The 22,993-nt window shown below is 60.4% G+C and carries 21 protein-coding genes, 1 tRNA gene and 1 pseudogene; 9 read left to right on the top strand and 14 right to left on the bottom strand.

The window, feature by feature from the left end; genetic code table 11:
- Positions 1–21: 21 nt before the first annotated feature.
- The 3 genes from ACX3YF_RS22125 to ACX3YF_RS22115 form a co-directional block, all read right to left on the bottom strand.
- Positions 22–1,752 carry a fumarate reductase/succinate dehydrogenase flavoprotein subunit gene (locus ACX3YF_RS22125; protein ID WP_458944993.1) on the bottom strand — a complete coding sequence of 577 codons (1,731 nt, stop codon included), beginning with the start codon at positions 1,750–1,752 and terminating at the stop codon, positions 22–24.
- The gene (locus ACX3YF_RS22120) at positions 1,749–2,501 is read right to left on the bottom strand and encodes a GntR family transcriptional regulator (RefSeq protein ID WP_458974252.1); all 753 of its coding nucleotides are present in this window, start codon (positions 2,499–2,501) and stop codon (positions 1,749–1,751) included. The genes ACX3YF_RS22125 and ACX3YF_RS22120 overlap by 4 nt, the downstream gene beginning before the upstream one ends.
- A 164-nt stretch (positions 2,502–2,665) precedes the next feature.
- Positions 2,666–3,553 (bottom strand): Dyp-type peroxidase, encoded by an 888-nt coding sequence (locus tag ACX3YF_RS22115; RefSeq protein ID WP_458974251.1) that lies wholly within the window; start codon positions 3,551–3,553, stop codon positions 2,666–2,668.
- 327 nt (positions 3,554–3,880) lie between these two features.
- On the opposite strand from ACX3YF_RS22115, the gene ACX3YF_RS22110 reads away from it, so the two are divergent.
- On the top strand, positions 3,881–5,506 hold the full coding sequence (locus tag ACX3YF_RS22110; protein ID WP_458952503.1) for an NADP-dependent glyceraldehyde-3-phosphate dehydrogenase: 1,626 nt from the start codon (positions 3,881–3,883) through the stop codon (positions 5,504–5,506).
- A gap of 44 nt (positions 5,507–5,550) precedes the next feature.
- On the top strand, positions 5,551–6,594 hold the full coding sequence (locus ACX3YF_RS22105) for an FUSC family protein (RefSeq protein ID WP_458974859.1): 1,044 nt from the start codon (positions 5,551–5,553) through the stop codon (positions 6,592–6,594).
- Between the two features lie 7 nt (positions 6,595–6,601).
- Here the strand turns inward: ACX3YF_RS22105 and ACX3YF_RS22100 are convergent, their stop codons facing one another.
- Positions 6,602–7,495, bottom strand: a complete 894-nt coding sequence (locus tag ACX3YF_RS22100) for a DMT family transporter (RefSeq protein WP_458944991.1) — start codon at positions 7,493–7,495, stop codon at positions 6,602–6,604.
- A gap of 136 nt (positions 7,496–7,631) precedes the next feature.
- Here ACX3YF_RS22100 and ACX3YF_RS22095 point away from each other — a divergent pair, with 136 nt between their 5' ends.
- Positions 7,632–8,069, top strand: coding sequence for an Lrp/AsnC family transcriptional regulator (locus ACX3YF_RS22095; protein ID WP_008155029.1), 438 nt, complete (start codon positions 7,632–7,634; stop codon positions 8,067–8,069).
- Between the two features lie 66 nt (positions 8,070–8,135).
- Here ACX3YF_RS22095 and ACX3YF_RS22090 read toward each other — a convergent pair whose 3' ends face one another.
- Entirely contained in the window at positions 8,136–8,807 is a 672-nt protein-coding gene (locus ACX3YF_RS22090) for a Bax inhibitor-1/YccA family protein (protein ID WP_130204109.1), read from the bottom strand.
- 123 nt (positions 8,808–8,930) lie between these two features.
- Between ACX3YF_RS22090 and ACX3YF_RS22085 the strand changes: the two genes are divergently transcribed.
- A tRNA-Ser gene (locus ACX3YF_RS22085) sits at positions 8,931–9,018 on the top strand.
- Positions 9,019–9,328: 310 nt separating this feature from the next.
- Here the strand turns inward: ACX3YF_RS22085 and ACX3YF_RS22080 are convergent.
- Positions 9,329–9,529, bottom strand: a pseudogene (locus ACX3YF_RS22080) (cell wall hydrolase); the annotation flags it as partial.
- A 627-nt stretch (positions 9,530–10,156) separates the two neighbouring features.
- On the opposite strand from ACX3YF_RS22080, the gene ACX3YF_RS22075 reads away from it, so the two are divergent.
- The 4 genes from ACX3YF_RS22075 to ACX3YF_RS22060 all read left to right on the top strand — a co-directional run bounded on the left by ACX3YF_RS22075 (position 10,157) and on the right by ACX3YF_RS22060 (position 14,158).
- The gene (locus ACX3YF_RS22075) at positions 10,157–10,360 is read left to right on the top strand and encodes a hypothetical protein (protein WP_047538758.1); all 204 of its coding nucleotides are present in this window, start codon (positions 10,157–10,159) and stop codon (positions 10,358–10,360) included.
- A 319-nt stretch (positions 10,361–10,679) separates the two neighbouring features.
- Positions 10,680–12,539 (top strand): ABC transporter ATP-binding protein, encoded by a 1,860-nt coding sequence (locus ACX3YF_RS22070; RefSeq protein WP_458974250.1) that lies wholly within the window; start codon positions 10,680–10,682, stop codon positions 12,537–12,539.
- A 233-nt stretch (positions 12,540–12,772) separates the two neighbouring features.
- Entirely contained in the window at positions 12,773–13,294 is a 522-nt protein-coding gene (locus ACX3YF_RS22065; RefSeq protein ID WP_047529870.1) for a cupin, read from the top strand.
- A gap of 192 nt (positions 13,295–13,486) precedes the next feature.
- Positions 13,487–14,158 carry a class I SAM-dependent methyltransferase gene (locus tag ACX3YF_RS22060; protein ID WP_196585191.1) on the top strand — a complete coding sequence of 224 codons (672 nt, stop codon included), beginning with the start codon at positions 13,487–13,489 and terminating at the stop codon, positions 14,156–14,158.
- A gap of 77 nt (positions 14,159–14,235) precedes the next feature.
- On the opposite strand, the gene ACX3YF_RS22055 is transcribed toward ACX3YF_RS22060, so the two are convergent.
- The 4 genes from ACX3YF_RS22055 to ACX3YF_RS22040 all read right to left on the bottom strand — a co-directional run bounded on the left by ACX3YF_RS22055 (position 14,236) and on the right by ACX3YF_RS22040 (position 18,232).
- Positions 14,236–14,553: a hypothetical protein gene (locus ACX3YF_RS22055; RefSeq protein ID WP_130205268.1), complete on the bottom strand. Its 318-nt coding sequence runs from the start codon at positions 14,551–14,553 to the stop codon at positions 14,236–14,238.
- Positions 14,554–14,748: 195 nt separating this feature from the next.
- Entirely contained in the window at positions 14,749–15,798 is a 1,050-nt protein-coding gene (locus tag ACX3YF_RS22050; protein WP_458974249.1) for an NAD(P)H-dependent flavin oxidoreductase, read from the bottom strand.
- 105 nt (positions 15,799–15,903) lie between these two features.
- Entirely contained in the window at positions 15,904–17,421 is a 1,518-nt protein-coding gene (locus tag ACX3YF_RS22045; protein WP_458974248.1) for a CoA-acylating methylmalonate-semialdehyde dehydrogenase, read from the bottom strand.
- 139 nt (positions 17,422–17,560) lie between these two features.
- Positions 17,561–18,232 carry an MOSC domain-containing protein gene (locus ACX3YF_RS22040; RefSeq protein ID WP_458974247.1) on the bottom strand — a complete coding sequence of 224 codons (672 nt, stop codon included), beginning with the start codon at positions 18,230–18,232 and terminating at the stop codon, positions 17,561–17,563.
- A 113-nt stretch (positions 18,233–18,345) separates the two neighbouring features.
- On the opposite strand from ACX3YF_RS22040, the gene ACX3YF_RS22035 reads away from it, so the two are divergent.
- Positions 18,346–19,233, top strand: coding sequence for a LysR family transcriptional regulator (locus ACX3YF_RS22035; protein ID WP_196585194.1), 888 nt, complete (start codon positions 18,346–18,348; stop codon positions 19,231–19,233).
- Positions 19,234–19,330: 97 nt separating this feature from the next.
- Here the strand turns inward: ACX3YF_RS22035 and ACX3YF_RS22030 are convergent, their stop codons facing one another.
- Genes ACX3YF_RS22030 through ACX3YF_RS22015 form a run of 4 tightly spaced genes read right to left on the bottom strand, consistent with a single transcriptional unit; the run spans position 19,331 to position 22,925 of the window.
- The gene (locus tag ACX3YF_RS22030; protein WP_130205278.1) at positions 19,331–20,323 is read right to left on the bottom strand and encodes an NAD(P)H-dependent flavin oxidoreductase; all 993 of its coding nucleotides are present in this window, start codon (positions 20,321–20,323) and stop codon (positions 19,331–19,333) included.
- Between the two features lie 3 nt (positions 20,324–20,326).
- Complete coding sequence (locus ACX3YF_RS22025) at positions 20,327–20,881, bottom strand: cytochrome b (protein ID WP_130205280.1); 555 nt, start codon at positions 20,879–20,881, stop codon at positions 20,327–20,329.
- 59 nt (positions 20,882–20,940) lie between these two features.
- Positions 20,941–22,614: a cation acetate symporter gene (locus tag ACX3YF_RS22020; RefSeq protein WP_458974246.1), complete on the bottom strand. Its 1,674-nt coding sequence runs from the start codon at positions 22,612–22,614 to the stop codon at positions 20,941–20,943.
- Positions 22,611–22,925 carry a DUF485 domain-containing protein gene (locus ACX3YF_RS22015; RefSeq protein WP_458974245.1) on the bottom strand — a complete coding sequence of 105 codons (315 nt, stop codon included), beginning with the start codon at positions 22,923–22,925 and terminating at the stop codon, positions 22,611–22,613. The genes ACX3YF_RS22020 and ACX3YF_RS22015 overlap by 4 nt, the downstream gene beginning before the upstream one ends.
- Between the last annotated feature and the right edge of the window lie 68 nt (positions 22,926–22,993).

The raw sequence follows: 22,993 nt of genomic DNA, 5'->3' as shown, positions 1-22,993 counted from the left end.
GTCTCTCTTTTGTTGACGGCATCAAGCCGCGTCGGCACCGACCCGCAACCGGTCGTAGGCCTGCATTTCATCGGCGTCGAGCGGGATGATGTAGGGCTCGACGGCTTTCTTGAAACTGGTCATCAGGCCGTTTTCATCCTTCTTCAGGTGGCAATGGCAGAACCAGTCGTTGTCGTTGCGTTGCGGGTGGTCGACCCGATAGTGGTAAAGCCCCCAGCGACTTTCAGCGCGGAACAACGAGGCCCGGGCGGCCATCTCGGCGCAGTCGCGGATCATGCTGACTTCCATGGCTCGCATCAGTTCGTGGGCGTTGCGGGCCTTGATCTGATCGAGGTCGCGCTGGATATCGCTGAAGCGCTGCAGGCCGATTTGCATTTTCTTGGTCACTTTCGGCGGTTGCAGGTAGTCGTTGACGAAGCGCCGTAATTTGTACTCGACCTGGGCCGGTGGCAGGCCGTGTTCGCGGTCCAGTGGCGCGTAGACCCGTTGTTTCTCGGTTTCGATCTGCGCGGCATCGAGCGCCGAAAACTCACGCCCGGCGACGAAATCCGCCGCATTGGTCCCGGCAAACCAGCCGTAAGTGAACGCGCCGAGCATGTAGTTGTGCGGCACTGCTGCCATGTCCCCCGCCGAGTACAACCCCTTGACCGAGGTTTCGGCTCGTTCGTTGACCCAGACGCCCGACGCCGAATGCCCGCTGCAAAAACCGATCTCGGAAATGTGCATCTCGACCATCTGCGTGCGGTAGTCGGTGCCGCGATTGGCGTGGAACTGACCGCGACTCGGGCGCTCGTTGCTGTGCAGGATCTCTTCGATATTCTGGATGGTTTCCTCGGCCAGGTGATCGAGTTTGAGGAACACCGGGCCGTTGCCGCTTTCCAGTTCCTGGTGGAACTCCCACATCATCTGCCCGCTCCAGTAGTCGCACTCGATGAAGCGTTCGCCCTTGTTGTTGGCGGTGTAGCCACCCAGCGGACCGGTGACATAAGCGCAGGCCGGGCCGTTGTAGTCCTTGATCAGCGGATTGATCTGGAAGCATTCCAGGTTCGCCAGTTCGGCCCCGGCGTGATAGGCCATGGCGTAGCCGTCGCCGGCATTGGTCGGGTTTTCGTAAGTGCCCATCAGGTAGCCCGAAGACGGCAGGCCCAAACGCCCGGCGGCGCCGCACGCCAGGATCACCGCCTTGGCCTTGATCACATGGAAGTCGGCCGTGCGGCAATCGAAGCCCATCACACCGTTGACCGCGCCCTCTTCGTCCTTGAGCAAACGGGTACAGACCAGGCGATTGGTGATGCTCACCCGCGCCCGCTTCAGCTGGCGATACAGCACTTTCTTGATGTCATGCCCTTCAGGCATCGGCAGCACGTAGGCGCCCATGTGGTGGACCTTTTTCACCGCGTAGTCGCCGGTTTCGTCCTTTTCGAACTTCACGCCCCAGCGGTCCAGTTGCTCGATGGTTTCGAAGCTGTGGGTCGCATAGGCATAGACCGCCGCCTGGTTGACGATGCCGTCGTTGGCGATGGTGATTTCCTTGGTGTACTGCTCTGGCGTCGAGTGGCCGGGGATGATCGCGTTGTTCAGGCCGTCCATGCCCATGCTGATCGCGCCGCTGCGCTTGACGTTGGCCTTGTCGATCAACAGCACCCGCAGCTCACGGTTGCGTTCCTTGGCCTTGATCGCCGCCATGGGCCCGGCGGTGCCACCGCCGATCACCACGATGTCGTATTCCTGCTCCAACGTATTTCGGCTCATGCCTGCTCCCCTTTTTGCCGGTCGATCCGCAGGCGGTACTGGAACGCGTCGCCTCGGTAGTAAAGGTGTTCGAAGTCCAGGGGCCGGCCTTCAGCGTCGTGGGTCAGACGCTCGATGCGCATGATCGGCGAGCCGGGTTCGACGTTCAGCGCCTGGGTCAGATCGCTGTCGGCCAGCACCGCATCGATGGCCAGATCGGCGTGACCGAGGGCCAGGCCGCAGTCGTTTTCAAGGATCAGGAATATGTCGCGGGTGACCAGGTCTGCCTTCTCCAGGCGCTCGCCGATGGCTTTGGGCAGGTAGGTGATTTCCAGCGAAATCGGCTCGCGATTGATCAACCGCACCCGTTTGATCTGCGCCACGGTTTCACCCTCGGCGACCTGCAAACGCTCGGCCACCAGTTTGTCGGCGGCAATGAACTTGAAACTGCGTAGGCGGTTGATCACCTCGTAGCCGCGACCGGTCATGGACTCGGCCAGGCCTTGCAGGGTGCTGACGTTCTGGAAGGTCTTGGGTTTGGCGACGAAGGTGCCCTTGCCGTGGATCTTGAAAATCAGCCCTTCCTTTTGCAGGTCACCGAGGGCCTGGCGCACGGTGATGCGGCTGACCTTGAACAGCGCGCCGAGCTCGCTTTCCGAAGGCATCTGGCTGTCTTGCGGGTACTGGCCATCGAGGATGCGGGCGCGCAGCACATCCCGAAGTTGGGTGTGCAAGGGAACGCTACTGAGGGATAGAACGTTATCGGTCATGAAGATCACTTGTCATAACGAGTTATGACGTGATCTTAGGGTTCTAAAGAGAGGGCTGAGAAATACTGTTTGGGAATAAGGTTAGAGCGCACGATCAATCGTGCGCTGAAACACCTGTGGCGAGGGAGCAAGCTCCCTCGCTACAAAAGCCAGCTCGTGGTCTGTCAGTCGATACGCAGTGCACGCAGGTCCAGTCGACCGTCCTTGAGCGGCGGGCACCAGTAATAGCCGCCGGTAATCGGCCGACTGATGCGGTACAAACCGTCGGTGATGCCGTCTTCCAGGCCGCTCATGCGCCGCAGCTGGACTTCAAAGGCGTCCAGGGAAAAACCGAAGGCGAGAAACATCAGGCCAGCGCGGTCGCCTTCGATCCACGGCATCGAGCGACGCACGATAAACGCCTCGGGAGCGAAGCTTTCCTGGGCAGTGCGCTTGACGTGGGCGGAGATCGGCGCGTCATCGAGTTCTTCGTTGTCGCTCAGGCGTCGGCCCATGATGTGGTCGGTTTCGTGGGAAGGCAGCGCGTGGAAGCCCTTCAAATCGTGCTGCCATTGCTGGATCGCGGCAAAGCTGCCACCGACCGTGCCGTCAACGCCTTCAGCCACCAGCGCGGCAGCCGCAGCGGCCTCGTCCCGGGGGTTTTCGGTGCCGTCTTCGTAGCCGGTCAGGTCATGGCCGTCGCGATGGCGGAAGCCTTCGGTCATCTGCACCAGGCGCAAGGCCGGCGCCAAGGCCGCTTCAAGGGCGTTGCTGCGATTGAGCAGCTCACCACGGTCGACGCCATGCAACCAGCACCACAGCGCGTGTTGGGTCGACGGGTTGTCAACGCCTGCGCCCGTCAGCGCCGGGAACACCCGCAGCCCTTCAATGTTGCCGTTCAGGGCTTTGACCAGGGACTCACCGAAGCCGACCACGGCCGACTGGCCGTCCACCAGTTGCATCAAATTGTCGAGCGCCGCCGGCAGCGCAGCGGCGGATTCGAGGGCGAAGAACATATGACGAGCTTGAGGCGGAACAGGGGTGGCGAGAATGCCCGGCTGGTAATGACTCATATGAACTCCTTATGAAAGAGCGCGAAGTTTAACCGCAGCACCGGCCCTTGTGTGTGCTCAGGTCAATGTCCATGTACAAGAACTGCGCAAAGCGGTCTACGCTAGAGACACAATATCCAGACCCTCAACCCCTCTACTCTGCCTGTCGCCGCGCGATCGACTCAAAATCCGGGGCATTGAACGTTGAATGTAGGAGCGAGTTCGCTCGCGAAAAACCCAAAACCACCGCGGGGCGTCTGACTTTACGCGTTATCGTTCACGACCTTCGCGAGCGAGCCCGCGCCTACCGTGGCCGGGGCTCGCCAACATCTGATACGGGGTAGCGACATGACCACAGCGAACATCCTTGGCAATCTGTTTCCCGAGGCCGGCAGCATCCCGGAAAAATACCGCCTCGACAGCCCGACCGAACAACGTGAATACCTGGTCGACGGCGTATTGAAAACCTGGCCCGGCCCCCTCGCCCAGGTCCGCAGCCCGGTGTATTTCAGTGGCCCGAATGGCGATGAACAAGTCATCCTCGGCAGCACGCCATTGCTCGATGCCGAGACCGCCTTGACCGCCCTCGACGCCGCCGTCCGCGCTTATGACCGAGGCCAGGGCTTGTGGCCGACCCTGCGCGTGGCCGAGCGCATCCAGCACGTCGAATCCTTCCTCGGCCGCATGCGTGAACAGCGCGAGGCGGTGGTCAAGTTGCTGATGTGGGAAATCGGCAAAAACCTCAAGGACTCGGAGAAAGAGTTCGACCGCACCTGCGATTACATCGTTGACACCATCAATGCCCTCAAGGAGCTCGATCGTCGCTCCAGCCGCTTCGAACTGGAGCAGGACACCCTCGGCCAGATCCGCCGCGTTCCGATGGGCGTGGCCTTGTGCATGGGCCCTTACAACTACCCGCTGAACGAAACCTTCACCACGCTGATCCCGGCGCTGATCATGGGCAACACCGTGGTGTTCAAACCGGCCAAACTCGGTGTGCTGCTGATTCGCCCATTGCTGGAAGCCTTCCGCGACAGCTTTCCGGCCGGGGTGATCAACGTTATTTACGGCAGTGGTCGCGAGACCGTCAGCGCCCTGATGGCCAGTGGCAAGATCGATATCTTTGCGTTCATCGGCACCAATAAAGCCGCCAGCGACCTGAAAAAGCTCCATCCAAAACCCCACCGTTTGCGCGCGGCGCTGGGCCTGGATGCGAAGAATCCCGGCATCGTCCTGCCGGAAGTGGATCTGGACAATGCGGTCAATGAAGCGGTCACCGGGTCCCTGTCGTTCAATGGCCAGCGCTGCACGGCGCTGAAAATCCTCTTTGTCCACGAAGACGTCGTCGAACGCTTCATCGAGAAATTCAACGCCAGGCTCGCCACGCTTAAACCCGGCATGCCCTGGGAAAGCGGCGTGGCCCTGACGCCGTTGCCGGAGTCGGGCAAGGTCGCTTACCTGCATGCACTGGTGGCGGATGCGCTCGACAAGGGGGCGATGGTGGTCAACCCCCATGGTGCCCAGTCACGCGCGTCGTTCTTCTATCCCGCGCTGTTGTACCCGGTGACACCGCAAATGCGCGTCTATCAGGAGGAACAGTTCGGCCCGGTTGTACCTATCGTGCCGTACCGGCACCTGGATACGGTGATCGATTACGTCCTGGAGTCGGACTTCGGCCAGCAGTTGAGCATCTTCGGCACCAACCCGGTGGCGGTCGGGCGGCTGGTGGACACCTTTGCCAACCAGGTCGGACGCATCAACCTCAACGCCCAATGCCAGCGCGGCCCCGACACCTACCCTTTCAACGGCCGCAAGAACTCGGCCGAGGGCACTTTGTCGGTGCATGACGCCCTGCGGGTGTTTTCGATCCGGACACTGGTCGCGACCAAATTCCAGGAGAGCAACAAGGAACTGATCAGCGAGATCATCAGCGGCCGCAGTTCAAGCTTCCTGACCACCGATTACATTTTCTGAGGAGTGCCGACCTGAGCCAGTCCAGAACCCTTCAACTGCCACCACTGTTGCGCCGTTTACTGCGTCCGCTGCTGGACCCGTACCGGCGCTATCGTCATGCCAGGGTCATCCACGCCGTTCGGGTATCACTGGGGTTGCTGGCGTCGATCCTGCTGACCACCGGCATCCACCTGCCCCACGGCGAGTGGGCGTCGGTGACGATGCTGGTGGTGATCGGCGGCTTGCAACACCACGGCAACATCGGCAAAAAATCCGCCGAGCGGGCCATCGGCACCCTGGTCGGGGCGACGATCGGCCTGGCCTTGGTGGTGCAACAGGCGTGGCTTGGCATGCCGTGGCTGACCTATTTCGCCATGGCGGTGATTTGCGGTTTTTTCTCGTACCACGCCATCGGCAAGGGCGGTTACACGGCACTGCTGGCCGCGATTACCGTGTTCATCGTCGCCGGTCATGGTGACAATCCGGTTTCCGATGGGCTGTGGCGCGGGGTCGATATCCTCATCGGTATCGCCCTGGCCCTGGCGTTTTCCTTCGCCCTGCCGCTCTACGCGGTCTATTCCTGGCGCTACAACCTGGCCGATGCCTTGCGTGATTGCGCGACGATCTACGGACGCATCACCCACGGTGAACCCGTCACGGCGGACGAACATCTCAAGCTCATGGGGCGCCTGAACACGGTGATGGTGCAGTTGCGCTCACTGATGCCCTCGGTGTCCAAGGAAGTGAAGATTTCCATGACCGAACTCGATGCCATCCAGCGTCACTTGCGCATGTGCGTCAGCACACTGGAGATTCTTGGCAACATCCGGCCGGATGCCAGTGACCCGGACGCCATGGCCCATCTGCAATCGGCGCTGAAGGCGGAACATCGACTGATTCGCGTGCAATTGATCGGCATGGCCCGGGCACTGAAGTCCGGCGTGTCCCAGCGGCTCAACCGGCCTGTTGAGGGGCTGCCGGATTCAAGCCTGGACACACCGGTCTATAGCTCGCTGGACGGTTATCGTTTGCTGGTCCGGCAGTTGGCGGCCAACATCGGCGAGATGCGCCAGCGCCTGGCGAAGACTGCGCCGCGCTGGAACATCTGACGCCTGATCACTGTGCAACCGTGCGGCGCAACTTCAGGCCCCAGCCCTGTTGCATCCCCGCCGCCGCGAGCAGAATCGCGGCGACGCCGATCCATTGCAGGGGTTCCAGGCGATGACCGAAGGCAAACCAGTCGACAAAGATCGCCGCGATCGGATAGATGAACGACAGCGCGCCGGTCAGTGCGGTGGGCAGTTTCTGGATCGCGCCGTATAGCAGTACATACATCACGCCAGTGTGCACGATGCCCAGGGTGACCAGGCTGGCCCAGGCACTCGGTGCCTGCGGCAGCGCCGAAAAATGCGCGAACGGCGCCAGCAGGAGCACCCCGGTGCTGACTTGAATCAGTGCGATCAGATGCGGCGGCGTGCCGGTCAGGCGCTTGATGATCAACGCGGCAATCGCATAAAGAAATGCAGCACCCAGCGCCAGAACAATGCCGATCAGGTACTCGTTGCCGCTCTCGCCCTGCCCGCCATGGGCACTGACAATCGCCAGCATCCCGAGAAACGAAACGCCCAGCCAGCCCATCTTCTGCAGGGTGATCTTCTCGTTGAGGAACAGCGCGGCCAAGCCCACCAGCATGAACGGCTGCACGTTATAGACAGCGGTGCCAATGGCAATCGAAGCGCGGGAATAGGAGGCGAACAACAGCACCCAGTTGCCGACAATTGCCACGCCGCTGAGCACGGCCAGCAGGAAGGTGGTGCGGGTCAGGATACCGGGGCGCAGGAAACCGAATGCGGCGCAAATCAGCAACAAGGTGCCGGCCCCGAACAGGCAGCGCCAGAACACCACATCCAGTACCGGTTGCCCGGACACCAGCACAAACCAGCCGATGGTCCCGGAGATCAGCATGGCGGCGGTCATTTCGAACGAGCCGCGACGTATTGTTTTGTCCATCATCAGACTCCTGTGTTTGAGCCAAAATTATGCCCAGTCCACCGGGAGGTTCTCCAGCGCATAAATCAGGCTAAACTGGATTTCTTCCTTTTTTATAAAGGTGATTTTAAAGAGATGCCTAATCGAGGATTGCACCATGACCGATGACATCGACCAAGTGTTGATCACGGCGCTGATGGAAGATTCACGACGCTCGCTCAAGGCCCTGGCGCAGATCAGCGGCCTGTCATCGCCCAGCGTCGCCGAGCGCCTGCGTCGACTCGAAGAGCGTGGCGTGCTCAAGGGTTATACCGTCGAAATCGACCCGAAATGCTTTGGTTACCAGCTTCAGGCGATCGTGCGTATTCGCCCGCTGCCGGGCCAGTTGCAGGAAGTCGAACGGCAGATACAGGCCATCCCCGAATTCACCGAATGCGACAAGGTTACCGGCGACGACTGCTTCATCGCGCGCCTGCATGTACGTTCGATGGAACAGCTGGACACCCTGCTTGACCGGCTCAATACCCACGCCGAAACCAATACGGCAATCGTCAAGAAAACCCCGGTCAAACGCCGGTTGCCGCCGATGGCCTAACGGTTTTAGACAAATCACAGGCAAGAAAAAACCCGCCGAAGCGGGTTTTTTACTCAAGGCTGGCGATCAATCATCGCGACCCATGATGCCAAACAGCTGCAACAAGCTGATGAACAGGTTGTAGATCGATACATACAGGCTGATGGTCGCCATGATGTAGTTGCGCTCGCCGCCGTGAATGATGGCGCTGGTCTGGAACAGAATGCAGACCGAAGAGAACAGCACGAAACCGGCGCTGATCGCCAGTTGCAGACCGCTGATCTTGAAGAACATGCCCGCCAGCGTTGCACCCAGCAGCACAAAGAAGCCGGCAGTGATGAAACCGCCGAGGAAGCTCATGTCCTTGCGGGTAATCAACACGTAGGCCGACAGGCCACCAAACACCAGTGCGGTCATCGCGAAGGCCGAGCTGACCACTTCAGCGCCGCCCTGCATGCCCAGGTAACGGTTGAGGATCGGGCCGAGCAGGAAGCCCATGAAACCGGTCAGGGCAAATGCCGACACCAGGCCCCAGGCGGAATCGCGGAGTTTGTTGGTGAGGAAGAAAAGCCCGTAGAAGCCGATCAGCACCACGAAAATGTTTGGATAACCGACACGCATCTGCTGGGCAACGAAGGCCATCACACCGCTGAATGCGAGCGTGAGTGCAAGCAAGCCGTATGTGTTGCGCAGGACGCGGCTAACCTCTAGCTGCTCAGCCTGCAAGCTGTTATTAACTGCGTAATCCTGTTCGCGCATGGCGACACTCCTGTTGGTTTGAAACGTTCAGTCGCAAAGATCATAACAGACGCTCTGTAACAAGCTATGCAGAGAGTTTGACAGTGTGTTTCATTCAGGTATTATGGCGCCCGCAACACAAACGGAGGTGTGGCCGAGTGGTTTAAGGCAACGGTCTTGAAAACCGTCGACTGTAACAGGTCCATGAGTTCGAATCCCATCGCCTCCGCCATCTTTATACGACAAAGCCCTGATTTTTCAGGGCTTTGTCGTTTCTGGGGTTTGGTAAAAATACTGGGCACCGGAAATGTGTTCCATAACTTTTATGGGCGCGTTCCAGAACTAAGCCGCTCTATCACTTCCCCCGGCGTCCTGCCGACAGTGAAAAATCCTTCACGAAACGCGGTGCTACGCTGACCTCAAAACCGAGGATTTGCGATGCCCAACAATATCGTCCCAGTCCATCTCGGCGGCCTGTTGTTTCTCTAGTGCCATGCGCACCTGCGTAACTGCGCAGTAGCCGCGTTGCTGATGGCGGTCAGGTCGTTCTTGTTCCGGCAGCTGAACTGGTACGGCTCCCGGCATACGCCGACATACCCCTCCCCCCAGTACCTGACATTGCCGTCGTCCACGCGACTACGGATCGTCCAGGCGACGGCGATTTGACCGGCCAGGCTTTCGCCGCGAGCCTCCCTCCAAGGTGTGGGGGCAAGGATGTCGCGGTCTTTTTCAGTTGCGGTCATTACTTTTCTCCAGGCGAAAAGAAGCCCGCTCAAGGGGGCTGGATAGCGGAAATTTGTAGTCTATGGTCGTAGTGATTCATGGTCTGGACGCGGATATCATGCCGGCCAAGTCCTCCTAATCAACGCCCCGACAGGAGGAAATAGAAACCCCGAAGCCCGCGAAACTTCGGGGTTTTGCTTTTTGGATGCTCGCTGGTAGGATTCTTCGCAAGCGTGTACTCCCCCTTCGAGGAAGCTAGAAGCCCCGAAGGGCCAATCTCGGGGCTTTGCCTTTTCAATCTCCAGACGAAGAAAACCCCGAACCTGGCGCCGCGAATTCGCACGCCGGCCCGGAACAGTCAGGCTCGCCATCGCGCCACACCCTCCGCACGCCCCCCTGTACAGCACTGCGTCTGCCTCCTTGCGGGTGAGTCTCCGAAATTCAGCACGGGTCAGGTGTAGATCCGGCGCTCGCGCGCGGTACCCACCGCAAACGATCAGGGCAGATGAGACCTTCATAGGCGAACGTGATACTGGTGTGGAATGCTCATCTAGTCTGAGCTGACGCGACGAGAACTTGTAACCGATCTGGCTTAAGGATTGACCAGGATGGCGCACTCACTCCATTACCCAGCAAATGGATACTCAATGAAGAAGACGCAGACGGACAGCAAAGCAGCAGTGACTGCTTCAGACATTGAACGATCTATCCAAGCCCTGAACAAAATGGCGGAACGCCTGTGGGGGGATGGTCGGGAAGCTGAAGCGAAAGCCCTCCTCGATGCCCTGGACGCATTAAACCGGGCCCTCGATCGGATCAGGATTGGTGAAAGTCGCAAGACTCTCCATTGAGGTTGCAAATCAACTGGCAGCTGGCGGGTCATGCGGACGAAGTGAAATCAGGAAGGATTGTGCGAGGCGATGCGTGGCGTCACGTTGAAACCATCACGAACGGCCCACCGCCCTTCTCAAATCAACAAGCCGGTGTCTTCTCGCAGCTCTCGACGTGTTGCATCCAGATGACGTTCTTGCATCTCTCAGTCCAGCGGCAGTTGAAGCCGTGTCTGCCCGGGAACACCACCCTCGATGGCGACATACCCTTAACCTGCAAACCCTCAAAGCAAGCGTTAAATGGCAGAATCCCCTCAATTTGATCAATTCGGAGACAACAATGCTTCGCGTGTTTGAACGAAGACTCGACCCATTCCCCCCCGACGAAGCACCACCACCGCCTATCGGCCTGGTGCCGTTCCTGTGGGCCTGCACCCGAGGCGCCCGTGGCTATGTCCTTGCGCTTGCCTTTCTGAGTGCCAGTGTGTCGATCTACGAAGCCTGGTTGTTTTCCTTTCTTGGGCAGGTCGTGGATCTGCTCTCGACCTGGCAGGCCGGCGACGGTGCGAACGGACAAGAACGTCGAGTTCTGTGGGGTATCGCAATCGTATTGCTCATCAGCGTTGGGCTGGTGGCGCTTCGCACCATGGTGCAACACCAGATTTTGGCGATTAATCTGCCGCTGCGGCTGCGCTGGGACTTCCATCGGCTGATGTTGCGGCAAAGCCTTTCATTCTTTTCCGATGAGTTCTCCGGCCGGGTCACGACCAAGGTGATGCAGACTGCACTGGCCGTGCGCGAAGTCCTGTTCACCCTCATCGAAATCGCACCCGGCATCGGCGTTTACTTCATTGCGATCATCGCCCTGGCCGGTGGCTTCGCCCTGAAACTCATGCTGCCTTTCATTGCCTGGGTCGCGTTGTTCGGGCTGGCCATGCTGTACTTTGTGCCACGCCTGGGCCAAGTCGGGCAGGAACAGGCCGATGCGCGATCGTCGATGACGGGGCGTATTTCGGATGCCTACACCAACATCACCACCGTGAAACTGTTCTCGCACTCCAAACGTGAAGCGCACTTCGCGCGCGCGGCGATGGAGGATTTCAAACACACCGGTTTTCGCCAGATGCGCCTGGTCAGCCAGTTCGAGATCGTCAATCAGGCACTGGTGGTTGCGCTTATCCTCGGAGCAGGCGGCTATGCCCTGTGGCTGTGGCACCAGGGCGAAGTCGGCACGGGGGCTGTGGCGGCGATTACTGCCATGGCGTTGCGTATCAATGGCATGTCGCATTGGATCATGTGGCAAATGGCTTCGTTGTTCGAAAACATCGGTACCGTGCAGGATGGCATGGCCACCCTGACCCGCGGCCCCAAGGTGCAGGATGCGCCAAACGCCGGCGTGCTGGTGCCCTCTGGCGGCGCGGTGACCTTTGACAACGTGAGCTTCAACTACAACGGTGAACGCCAAGTGCTCGACGGATTGAGCCTGAACATCCGCCCGGGCGAAAAAATCGGCCTGGTGGGCCGTTCCGGTGCCGGCAAATCCACTCTGATCAATCTGCTGCTGCGATTCTATGACGTAGACAGCGGTGAGATTCGCATCGACGGTCAAAACATCGCTCAGGTGACCCAAGACAGTCTGCGCAGTGCTATCGGTATGGTCACTCAGGACACTTCCCTGTTGCACCGCTCCATTCACGACAACATCGCCTACGGCCGCCCGGACGCGACCGACGCGCAGGTCCGCAGCGCCGCAGCCAATGCCCAGGCCGACGGTTTCATCAGCCAACTGAGCGACCGGCAAGGCCGTACCGGCTATGACACCCTGGTGGGTGAGCGCGGCATCAAGCTTTCGGGCGGCCAGCGCCAACGCATTGCCATCGCCCGGGTGATGCTCAAGAACGCCCCGATCCTGTTACTTGACGAGGCCACCAGTGCCCTGGATTCCGAAGTCGAAGTCGCCATCCAGGAAAGCCTCGATGAAATGATGAAGGGCAAGACCGTCATCGCGATCGCCCATCGATTGTCGACGATCGCCGCCATGGATCGGCTCATTGTCATGGACGAGGGGCGCATCATCGAACAAGGCACCCACGCCGAACTGCTGGGAAGAAACGGCACCTATGCGCGACTGTGGCAGCATCAAAGCGGTGGGTTTCTGGGTGAGGATGAGGGGGTGGTTGAGACGATGGATCAGGTATGAGTGTGAACGGTCGAGAGCGGTGATCGGCGAACAGCTGCAGTCCAGTCCTGCGGAGATCCCCAGCGGCAACAAGGTCCATTGGCCCGGTCTCACGAGGTCATCGCAAATCCTGGCGACTGCCTGTCCAATTCTTTGGGGTTGGCTGCTTAAATCTTGAACGATTGAAGACCGTCCGATGTCACTCGTTAGCGGTGACTTTAATCAGCGGCCTGGCAGGTCGCGGAGGATCTCGAATGATCAGGTCAGAAGCTGTCGACGCCCCCTTGCAAACCCTGTTGCTCGAACGCAACGGTTGGGTTCCGAACAACCCTCGCCTGCGGGTGCTGATTTACATCAAGGCCATTGCCGCCAAAGGCAAAGATCCGGCGGCTTTGTTCGAACAAATCTTCAGCGCCCATGGCTGGCCGCCGCAATGGCGTGACGGGGTTTACGACTATCATCACTATCACACCCAGGGCCATGAAGTGCTGGGTATCGCCAGAGGTTACGCTCGCCTGATGCTTGGCGGCCCGGACGGGCGGGTGCTGGAAGTCAGCGACGGCGATGTGTTGCTGTTACCCGCCGGCACCGGCCACTGCAACATCGAATCGAGCGATGATTTTCTGGTGGTTGGAGCGTACCCACCGGGCCAGCACGCTGACATCTGTCGCGAAGCGCCGAATCCTGCGCAGTTGGCGAATATCGACAAGCTACCCTTTCCCGGCCAGGACCCTGTGCAAGGCCCCCATGGCGCGGTAAACCGCTACTGGTTGTGAACCGGATGCCAAAGGCCTCAATAGGTTGCTGGAAGGCAACAGATAAATAAGGAATGCCAACTGGCGAGCGCCCGAGCGTTGTTGCCCTCGTGCAGAGTGACACCTCCGAAAGCCGTGTGACGGTGAAAGTCAGAAACACGGTGAGCTTCATCAAAGCCGACGCCATCCCGACCACCCACATCGGACGACAAAATGCCCGCCCCGCAATCCACTCTCCTGCAAAGCTGGAACCACAACGCCCAGGCCTGGATCGAAGCGATCCGCACCGGCGCCATTGAAAGCCGCCTTGCCGTCACCGACCAGGCCATCCTGCTGGCGGTGCTGGGGCGCCAACCCGAACGCGTGCTCGACCTGGGCTGCGGCGAAGGCTGGTTGTTGCGTGAACTGGAAAAACGGGCGATCAACGCGGTCGGTGTGGATGGCGATGCGACGCTGGTCGAGGCAACGCGGGCGGCCGGCTCTTCGCCGGTACATCTGGCAACCTATGAAGAGTTGGCAGAGACGACGGTGAACATCGGCAGTGACTACGATCTGATCTGCGCCAACTTCGCCTTGCTCCATCAGGACATCATTCCTTTGCTCGCTGCAATGAATGCCCTGCTCGTCCCTGGCGGGGGGCTGGTGATCCAGACGCTGCATCCCTGGACGGCGGCGGCTGGCGACTATCAGGATGGTTGGCGCGAAGAGCGCTTCGCCGGGTTCAAGGGTGAGTGGCAACCCATGCCGTGGTACTTCCGGACCTTGAGCAGTTGGCTCAATGCGCTGGACATGGCCGGGTTTCAGCTGGTCAATCTGCAGGAGCCGCAACACCCGCAAAGCCCTGTACCGCAGTCGTTGCTCCTGGTGGCCGAACCACGGCGATGAGCCTCGACCCTTGCTTGGGTGCGCTGGTTGGTGAAAGCCTGATGCGATAGGCCCTGCGGCCAGCCCGTGATCGTTTTTCAATCGGTTACTTTCTTGTCATAAATTGTCTCAGTTAAGCCAAATGAAAGGATTGAAATAGTGGCTGCGTGCCGGTATTGATGACTTTTAAACAAATACAAGGACGTCACCATGTCAGGCGCAAAACGAAACGCCCTAACCGCTGACTCATCCCCGAACGCCCAGGCCGGCAGACGCTTTATCGCGGTATCCGCGGAAATAGAACTGATTGCGGCGAGAGGGCCGAGTCCGGCGGATTTGTATCTTGAAGAAGAATCCAACAACCTTGCGAAATACGCTGCACAGAACCGAGCGGCCGCACGCAGCAAATGAGCCATCAGCGCACCGGCCAGTCAAAGGGTTCGAACTGGCCTTTCGTTCATTTCCTCCATCATTCGTAATACGAAAAAAAGCCCTGATTATTCAGGGCTTTTGGTTTTCTACCCAGCGTTCAACGGACCGGCAGGCACCAGGGTGTCGATTCGACCGCTAACCGCGTCGCAAACCAGGCCGGACACGCTGAAACCATCCCTTCAGGACTGCATTTGCGCCGCCAGCCATTTCACCAATGCCGCCGCGGGCATTTCCCGGGCCAGCGGTGCGCCCTGCCCGGCCCATTGCACGGCGAAGTCCGTGTTACCCCTGGCGTTTGCCGCCGCATTGAGTGCCTTGTTGGCGTCGTAGGTCAGCGGATAGTCCGGCAGCGCCACGGCCCCCGTCGCCAGTGAGGTGAAGTTGCGATTGACCATGCCCCGTGCAGGACGGCCCGAAATGACGCTGGTGACTTGCGTCTGATGCGCTCGCGGACCTTTCAATGCCTCCCGATAGGCACCATTGGCGCAGGATTCAGGACAGAGAATAAATGCCGTTCCCAACTGTGCGGCGCTGGCCCCCAGCTGCATGACCGCGTTGATGCCTGCGCCGTCCATGATGCCGCCGGCAGCGATGATCGGCAGTCGGCAGACCGCACTCAGCACCCGCACCAGGGCCAAAGTGCCCATTTCACTGTCCTGCCGTGGGTCGAAAACACCGCGATGGCCACCCGCCTCGTATCCTTGCGCCACTAATGCATCTACCCCAGCCCCCTCCGCCATCCGCGCTTCGGCCAGACTGGTGACGGAACAAAACAGGACGATGCCGGCGCCCTTGAGCGCGTCGATGGCCGGTTGCGGCGGCAAGCCGAAATGGAAGCTGACCACCGCCGGTTTTTCTTCCAGCAGCATGTGCAGCATGTCCGGGTCGTCGACGAACGAGGTGTAGATCTCACGCAGCGCCGTCGGTGCGGGCGCATCGAATTCGCTAAAAAAAGGGGCAAGAACATCCAGCCACTGCGACTCCCGAACAGGGTCATGCACGGCAGGCCGATGGCAGAACAGATTCACATTGAAAGGTTTATCCGTCAGTGTGGCGGTTTCCCGCAACATGACGCGCGCCTGCTCGACGCTGCTCGCCCCGATACCAATCGAACCCAGCCCGCCCGCATTCGATACCGCTGCCGCGAGCCTGGGCGTGGAGACACCGACCATGGGCGACTGGACGATGGGCAGTTCGATGTTCAACAGGGACAACAGTGGATTGGACATAAAGCACACCTTGGAAAAAACCGGGAGCGAGGAGTTCGCCCCCCGGGACAACGGACGGCGTGCAAGCCCGCGCCTACACGCCCTCCAACCCAAAAAACTCAATATCTACTTGGAGGTCGGCATGGCGAACTCGGCGCCCTTGGCAATGCTGTTCGGCCAGCGCTGCATGATCGATTTCTGCTTGGTGTAGAAGCGCACCCCCTCTTCGCCATAGGCATGGGTGTCGCCGAACAGCGAGCGCTTCCAGCCGCCGAAACCGTGCCAGGCCATGGGCACGGGGATCGGCACATTGATGCCGACCATGCCGACTTGAATGCGGCTGGCGAATTCACGGGCGATGTGGCCGTCACGGGTGTAGCACGCGGTGCCGTTGCCGAATTCGTGGGCATTGACCAGATCGATCGCTTCGGCAAAGTCCTTGACGCGCATGCAGGCCAGCACCGGGCCGAAGATCTCCTCCTGGTAGATCTTCATGTCGGCGGTGACATGGTCGAACACCGTGCCGCCGAGCCAGAACCCTTCGGCGCAATTCGCACCGGCCCGGGCGCCGTCAAAGCCACGACCGTCGACCAGTAACTCGGCCCCTTCCTTGATACCCTGCTCGATGTATCCGGTAATGCGCTGGTGCGCCGCCTTCGAGACAATCGGGCCCATCTCGGCCGCGAGGTTCGTGCCCTCGAGGATTTTCAATGTGCGAGTTCGCTCCACCAGTTTCGGCATGACCTTGTCCGCAACGTCACCGACGAACACCGCCACCGAAATCGCCATGCAACGCTCGCCAGCGGAGCCGAAAGCCGCACCCATCAGTGCGTCGACCACCTGGTCGATATCGGCATCGGGCATCACCACCATGTGGTTCTTCGCCCCGCCCAGCGCCTGTACGCGCTTGCCGTGGCGGGCACCGGTCTCGTAGATGTGGTTGGCGATCGGCGTCGATCCGACAAAACTCACGGCCTTCACATCCGGGTGATCGAGCAGTGCATCGACCGCGTCTTTATCGCCCTGCACCACATTGAACACGCCATCGGGCAACCCGGCCTCCTTGAACAGCTCGGCGATCAGCAGCGAGGGCGAAGGGTCGATCGGACTCGGCTTGAGCACGAAGGTGTTGCCGCAGGCGATAGCCACCGGGAACATCCACATCGGCACCATCACCGGGAAGTTGAACGGGGTGATGCCGGCGACCACACCCAGCGCCTGGCGCATGGTCCAGTTGTCGATGTTGGTCGAGACCTGCTCGGTGTAGTCCCCCTTGAGCAACTGCGGGATGCCGCAGGCGAATTCGACCACTTCGATACCACGCGTCACTTCGCCCTGGGCGTCGGTGAAGACTTTGCCGTGCTCGCGGGTAATCATCCGCGCCAGGGTGTCGCGGTGCTCGTTGAGCAAGGCCAGGAACTTGAACAGGATGCGGGCGCGGCGCAGCGCAGGCGTTGCCGACCAGGCCGGGAATGCAGCCGCTGCCGACTGCACCGCCGCGTCGACTTCCGAGGCATTGGCCAAGGCCACCTTGCCGATGACCGAACCGGTGGCGGGGTTGGTGACGTTCTGGGTACGACCGGAATGACCTGGCGTCGTGCGGCCGTGAATGTAGTGGGCGGTCTCTGCTGGCTGGTTGCTCATGGCGGGTGTCCCCTGGTGATGGATAAGAGCCATCTCTTGTTGTTGTCGGGTGCCAGGCGGGTTGTCTGCGTGCCTGGCAGGGCCAAGGTAGGCCCGCCAAAGAATCATGTAAAATGATGATTAATGATCTTATGAATCACTAATTGTGAGAGCTTTTCCGCAGCCAGTTCGCCCGTTGGGTCAGGCGCCGCTGCCAGTCATCCGCCAGGCCAGGGGCTGCCGCCAATGCCAGCAGATCGTCGATCACCGGCCGATGCGACAGCTGCACGTGCCAGAACCGGTCGATGGAAAAGCGTTCGGTGTGCCTTTCCAGCAGTTCGAACCGGTCCCCCGCGTCAATGAAACCCGGCTGGAGAACCCGGTAATACCACCCGGTGATTCGCTCCCTGGCGACAAACATCGACAGGTGCTCGGCATCGAAGCGGTGATTGATCTTCCAGCACGGGCTGCGTGGCTGGGATACCTGCACCACGCTGCTGCCGATCTGAAATACGTCACCGATGTGCACGCTGCATTCGGATGGCCCCAGGGCCGAAATATTCTCGCCCAGGCTGCCCGCCACCAGTTGTCCGGCGCTGTGGGCGAAGGCTTGCGCCAGTCGCTCGTAATGCTGCGCCGCATAGTGATGCAACGCTTTTTCCGGGCCGCCGTGCACCCTCGTATCGCCGTGCTCATCGCCGACAATGCCGTGCAACTCCACGCGGGCCGGGCCGGAGATTCGGCGTTTGAACATACCTGTGCGCTGACCTTCGGGCTGCAACACCTCCAGCCCTCCGGCAAAGACATGGTCGATTTTCGAAGTCAGTGTCATCGTCGAACTACGCTCATCAGTCGGTTTCGGTCACTTTACTAACCGTCGTCAAAGGCCGTAAAGTGATCGATAAGCATGTCCGCAATCACTTTTTATGATGCCTGGAGACGTTCATGGAAATGCGCCAACTGAAGATTTTCTGCGCCGTGGCTGAGCTGGGCAGCTTCACTGCCGCTGCAGTACAGGTGAATACGGTGCAATCCAACGTCACCATGCGCGTGAAAGAGCTGGAGGCCGAACTGAACCGGGAACTGTTTATCCGCAAGAAGTCCGGGGTGGTGCTGACCTCGGCGGGTGAGACGTTTCTCGGCTATGCGCGGCGCATCCTGCAACTGACCGATGAAAGTCGCAGCGCGCTGATGGACACCGGCAGCCCGACCGGCCTGCTGCGTTTGGGCTCGATGGAAACCACTGCCGCCATCCGCTTGCCGCAGGTGCTGACCAAGTACCGCGAGCAATACCCCGACGTCCAGCTGTCGCTGCTGACTGGCACGACGGTGGAGCTGATCAAGGCGATTGAAGCCCATCGACTCGACGGCGCCTTCGTCGGTGGCTTCCACCAGAATTCGGCGCTGGCCCAGGAGGAAGTGTTTTCAGAAGAACTGGTGCTGGTCAGCAGCAACCACTTCGAAACGCTACCCGCGCTGATCGAGAAAATGCCCCAGCAAACGGTGCTGGTGTTCCGCACCGGCTGCTTCTATCGCTCGACCCTGGAAAACTGGTTCTATCAGGTCGGGCTGGTACCCAACCAGATCATGGAACTGGGCACCCTCGACGGGATCCTCTCCTGTGTTGCCGCAGGCATGGGCGTGACCCTGCTGCCCAAGGCCATCGCGGAAAGTTGCAGCGTGCGGCATGCGATTCGATGCCACACGCTGCCGCCAGAATTCGCCCATGTGTCCACCGTGTTCATCCGCCGCAACGACTCGATGATCACCTCGGCCATGAGCGCCTTCATCGGCCTGGCACAACAACAGATAGCCCGCCCGGCTGCGGTGTAAATGCCCCCCTGTATTGCACTGTGGGAGCGAGCCTGCTCGCGATGACGTCAGCTCTGCCAACATCAATGTTGGATGTACTGACGCCCTCGCCGGCAAGTTAGCTGTGTAACCGGAGTTCCGGTTCGACCAATGACCAGGGCTGCACTGGGTTTGTCGTCACCGGCAACCCGCGCACCAGCTCCGCCACGCGCTCGGCGGCCGGGACGACACCGTGGATCTTGCCCACGCCCTGCCCCGCGTACAGCGACAGCTTTTTCGCCATGCGCGGTTTGTCGATGGCGCGGGCCCCGCCGCCGATGAGCCGCAGCAGGTTCCATTTGTCCCGGTTGGGGATCACCCGGTGTGGTGTGCCCCAGGTCCAGCCGAACGAGTAGCCGGTGCGGTACTCGGTGTCATCGGTGGTCGCCTCGACGATTTTCTGCTTGTACAGCGGATGGGCGTTTGACTCATCGGTGGCGATAAACGCCGTGCCCACCAATACCCCCGCCGCGCCGAGCGACATCAGCGCGCGGACGTCTTCGCCATTGACGATACCGCCGGCGGCCAACACCGGCCGGCCCTGCGAGACCGCCAGGATCGACGTCAACAGCGGCATGATGCCAATCGTGCCGCGATTCAAGTGCCCGCCACTCTCACTGCCCTGGGCCGCGATAATGTCTGCGCCCTGGGCGATGGCAATGCGGGCCAGCTCCACCGACCCCGCTTGCACCATGACCACCAGTCCGGCGTCTTTCGCCCGGGCAATCATGTCGGCGGCATACTTTTCGGCGTAGAACAGCGACAGCAGTTTGGGCTTCTCCTTGAGGATCACCTGAAACTGCGCTTCGAACACGTCCGGCCCGCCGAACTGCGGAACCAGATTGACGCCAAAGGGCTGATCGGTGAGCGCGCGGGTTTCCTGAATCCAGCGGCGCAAGGCCAACGGCGGCAAGCGCAAGCCGCCAATCACACCCATGCCCCCGGCATTGGCCACCGCAGCGACCAGTGGCGGGCCGGAAATCGCGGCCATCCCACCGAGGAAAATCGGGTACTTCACGCCGCAGAGCCGGGTGATGGCGTTACCGGCAAAATCGAATCTGGCTTCGTTCATGACTCACAGCTCCACATGTTTTCCAAGCATCCGCTTGAGCGTGTCGTTCTTCAGGAGAAAGTGATTCTTCACCGCGCCGAACACATGCAAGGCAAGGCCGGCGAGGAAGGCCGAAGCACCGATGTTGAACAGCACGTCGACGACTTCCTTCAACACCGCGTTGACCGGCAGCACTGTCGGAATCGACCATCCGCCCGGCAGTTCCACCCCTTCGCCGGCAGCGGCCCGTGAAGCCCACACGGCCACCGGGAGCAGCACCATGGCCAGGGCGAGTGCCACCGCCACCGAGCGGCTGATGATCACTTCGATGGGATTGGGCGTGCCCACGGGCAGCGGATGGTAAGCGGTGATCCGGGCCCAGAAGCGGTAGATCGAGACGAGGAACAAGATCAGGCCCAACAGGTTTTGCACCCGGCCGAGCTCTGTCTGCAGTGCCTCGCCGGAGGCGTGACCGATGGCCAGCTGAAGGCCGAAAATCCCCAACAGCGCGAACGCGACGACCCAGTGCAGGGCGACGGTGACAGGGGAAAATCTCAGGCCATTGTCTTTGAGTTGCATGGCTGACTCCGTTTGCAAAATGCGCAAAACAGCAAAGGTAGGGGTTAGGCGAAAACGCGTCAGTGGCTGACCGCTTGCGCAGCACCGAGCCCGGTCCGGGCGCGGATCAACTGATCATCGAAACGCTCTCGCTCAAGCCCTGCGCCGTGACTGCGATCGGTCACCGAACCGAGCCAGGTGAAGAAGAACGCCACGTTCATCGAGATGATTGCCGGGTAGTCATACGGGAAAATCGCCTCGGGATTGCCCAGTGCCTTGACCCATACGGCGGGCGAGAGAATGACCAGGCCGACCGCGCTCAACAGCCCGGCGACACCGCCGATCAACGCGCCACGGGTGGTGAGCCCTTTCCAGTACATCGAGAGCACGAGGATCGGAAAGTTAACCGAAGCCGCCACGCCAAAGGTCAATGCCACCAGGAAGGCGATGTTCTGATCCTTGAACAGAATCCCCAGCACCACCGCGACAATGCCGATGCCCACCGAAGCGACGCGCGACACACGACGCTCGTCCCTGGCATCGGCTCGCCCCTTTTTGATGACCATCACATAGAGGTCATGGGAAATCGCCGAGGTGCCAGCCATGGTCAATCCGGACACCACCGCCAGAATCGTTGCGAAGGCGACGGCGGAGATGAAACCGAGCAGCAGATCCCCGCCCACGGCGTTGGCCAGGTGCATCACCGGCATGTTGCCGCCGCCGATCAGCTTGCCGCCGACAATCCCCGACTCGTAGAAGGCCGGGTCCTGGCCGACGATGACGATGGCGGCCAGGCCCAGCACGGCCACGATCAGGTAGAAGAAACCGATGAAGCCCGTGGCGACGAATACCGACTTGCGCGCCTGCCTGGCGTCCGGAACGGTGAAGAAGCGCATGAGGATGTGGGGCAGCCCCGCCGTGCCGAAGACCAGGCCCAAGGACAGTGAGATCATCGACAGCGGGTCGGCCACCAGTTTGCTCGGCAGCAGAATCCGCTCGCCGTCGTGGTGCGTGGCCACGGCTTTCTCGAACAACAGATCGAAGGAAAAGCCGAACTTGCTCAACGCCAGAAACGCCAGCAAGGTGCCGCCCAGCAACAGCAAGCCGGCCTTGATGATCTGCACCCAGGTGGTCGCGACCATGCCGCCAAAGGTCACATAGACCGCCATCAACAGCCCCACCGCGATGACCGCATAGTTGTAGGGCAAGCCGAACAACAGCTGGATCAACTGCCCTGCCCCGACCATCTGCACCACCAGGTAGAAGCACACCACCGTCAACGAACCAAAGGCTGTCATGGTGCGAACGCGGTTCTGATCGAGCCGGAACGAGGCGATGTCCGAGAGGGTGATGCGCCCCAGATTGCGAATGCGCTCGGCAAACAGAAACAACAGCAACGGCCAGGCCACAAAGAAGCTGATGGAGTACAGCACCCCATCGAAGCCGTTGAAGAAGATCATGCTGGTGACGCCCAGCAACGCCGCAGCCGACATGTAGTCACCCGCCAGCGCCAGGCCATTCTGGAACCCGGTGATGCCACCGCCGGCGTTGTAGAAATCATCCATCGATTTGGTCTTGGAAGCGGCCCAGTAGGTGATGCCCAGGGTCGTCACGACGAAGACCAGGAACAGGCTGATCGCGGTGATGTTGACCGGTTGCTTTTCGACGTTCTGCAAGACATCGGCGGCCATGGCGCGAGCCGCGAATGCGCCGAGCAGGACAGGCAGGATGAGGTTGCGCAGAAGGCGTTTCATACGATCACCCCCGCGCGGATTTCTGCGGTCAGTTCATCGAACTCACCATTGGCCCGAAGAATGTAGAGCCCGGTGAACAACCAGGCCCCGATGATGAACGCCAGGCCCAGGGGCCAACCGACGTTGATGATGCTGGTGGGGGAAAGTTTCGTCGCCAGAAGGCTGGGCGCAAAGGCCGCGACGAGGATGAACGTGAAGTACGGAACAAGGGTTGCGGCGGTCAGGCAAGCGACGAACCGTCGCTGCCTAGAGACCAAATCCTTGTACCGGGGGTGGTTGCGGATTCTGGCTGATTCAGATGCATGGTTCACGTTGACTCCGTGGAGCAGTGGTTGCGTTATTGTTGTTCCACAGCCTCAGATTCGAAGACTCGATCCGC

Source organism: Pseudomonas fluorescens group sp. PF-69 (assembly GCF_054481235.1).
The sequence above is the reverse complement of the archived record's forward strand: the minus strand, read 5'-3'. Positions and strand labels throughout refer to the sequence as shown.

Bases quoted from the DNA above. Each gene is read 5' to 3' on its own strand.
- ACX3YF_RS22110 (WP_458952503.1), top strand. From the start codon at position 3,881: ATGACCACAGCGAACATCCTTGGCAATCTGTTTCCCGAGGCCGGCAGC.
- ACX3YF_RS22050 (WP_458974249.1), bottom strand. From the start codon at position 15,798: ATGTCCAATCCACTGTTGTCCCTGTTGAACATCGAACTGCCCATCGTC.
- ACX3YF_RS22125 (WP_458944993.1), bottom strand. From the start codon at position 1,752: ATGAGCCGAAATACGTTGGAGCAGGAATACGACATCGTGGTGATCGGC.
- ACX3YF_RS22095 (WP_008155029.1), top strand. From the start codon at position 7,632: ATGACCGATGACATCGACCAAGTGTTGATCACGGCGCTGATGGAAGAT.
- ACX3YF_RS22075 (WP_047538758.1), top strand. From the start codon at position 10,157: ATGAAGAAGACGCAGACGGACAGCAAAGCAGCAGTGACTGCTTCAGAC.
- ACX3YF_RS22120 (WP_458974252.1), bottom strand. From the start codon at position 2,501: ATGACCGATAACGTTCTATCCCTCAGTAGCGTTCCCTTGCACACCCAA.
- ACX3YF_RS22040 (WP_458974247.1), bottom strand. From the start codon at position 18,232: ATGACACTGACTTCGAAAATCGACCATGTCTTTGCCGGAGGGCTGGAG.
- ACX3YF_RS22090 (WP_130204109.1), bottom strand. From the start codon at position 8,807: ATGCGCGAACAGGATTACGCAGTTAATAACAGCTTGCAGGCTGAGCAG.
- ACX3YF_RS22055 (WP_130205268.1), bottom strand. From the start codon at position 14,553: ATGGCTCATTTGCTGCGTGCGGCCGCTCGGTTCTGTGCAGCGTATTTC.
- ACX3YF_RS22060 (WP_196585191.1), top strand. From the start codon at position 13,487: ATGCCCGCCCCGCAATCCACTCTCCTGCAAAGCTGGAACCACAACGCC.
- ACX3YF_RS22065 (WP_047529870.1), top strand. From the start codon at position 12,773: ATGATCAGGTCAGAAGCTGTCGACGCCCCCTTGCAAACCCTGTTGCTC.
- ACX3YF_RS22025 (WP_130205280.1), bottom strand. From the start codon at position 20,881: ATGCAACTCAAAGACAATGGCCTGAGATTTTCCCCTGTCACCGTCGCC.
- ACX3YF_RS22045 (WP_458974248.1), bottom strand. From the start codon at position 17,421: ATGAGCAACCAGCCAGCAGAGACCGCCCACTACATTCACGGCCGCACG.
- ACX3YF_RS22100 (WP_458944991.1), bottom strand. From the start codon at position 7,495: ATGGACAAAACAATACGTCGCGGCTCGTTCGAAATGACCGCCGCCATG.
- ACX3YF_RS22020 (WP_458974246.1), bottom strand. From the start codon at position 22,614: ATGAAACGCCTTCTGCGCAACCTCATCCTGCCTGTCCTGCTCGGCGCA.
- ACX3YF_RS22035 (WP_196585194.1), top strand. From the start codon at position 18,346: ATGGAAATGCGCCAACTGAAGATTTTCTGCGCCGTGGCTGAGCTGGGC.
- ACX3YF_RS22115 (WP_458974251.1), bottom strand. From the start codon at position 3,553: ATGAGTCATTACCAGCCGGGCATTCTCGCCACCCCTGTTCCGCCTCAA.
- ACX3YF_RS22030 (WP_130205278.1), bottom strand. From the start codon at position 20,323: ATGAACGAAGCCAGATTCGATTTTGCCGGTAACGCCATCACCCGGCTC.
- ACX3YF_RS22070 (WP_458974250.1), top strand. From the start codon at position 10,680: ATGCTTCGCGTGTTTGAACGAAGACTCGACCCATTCCCCCCCGACGAA.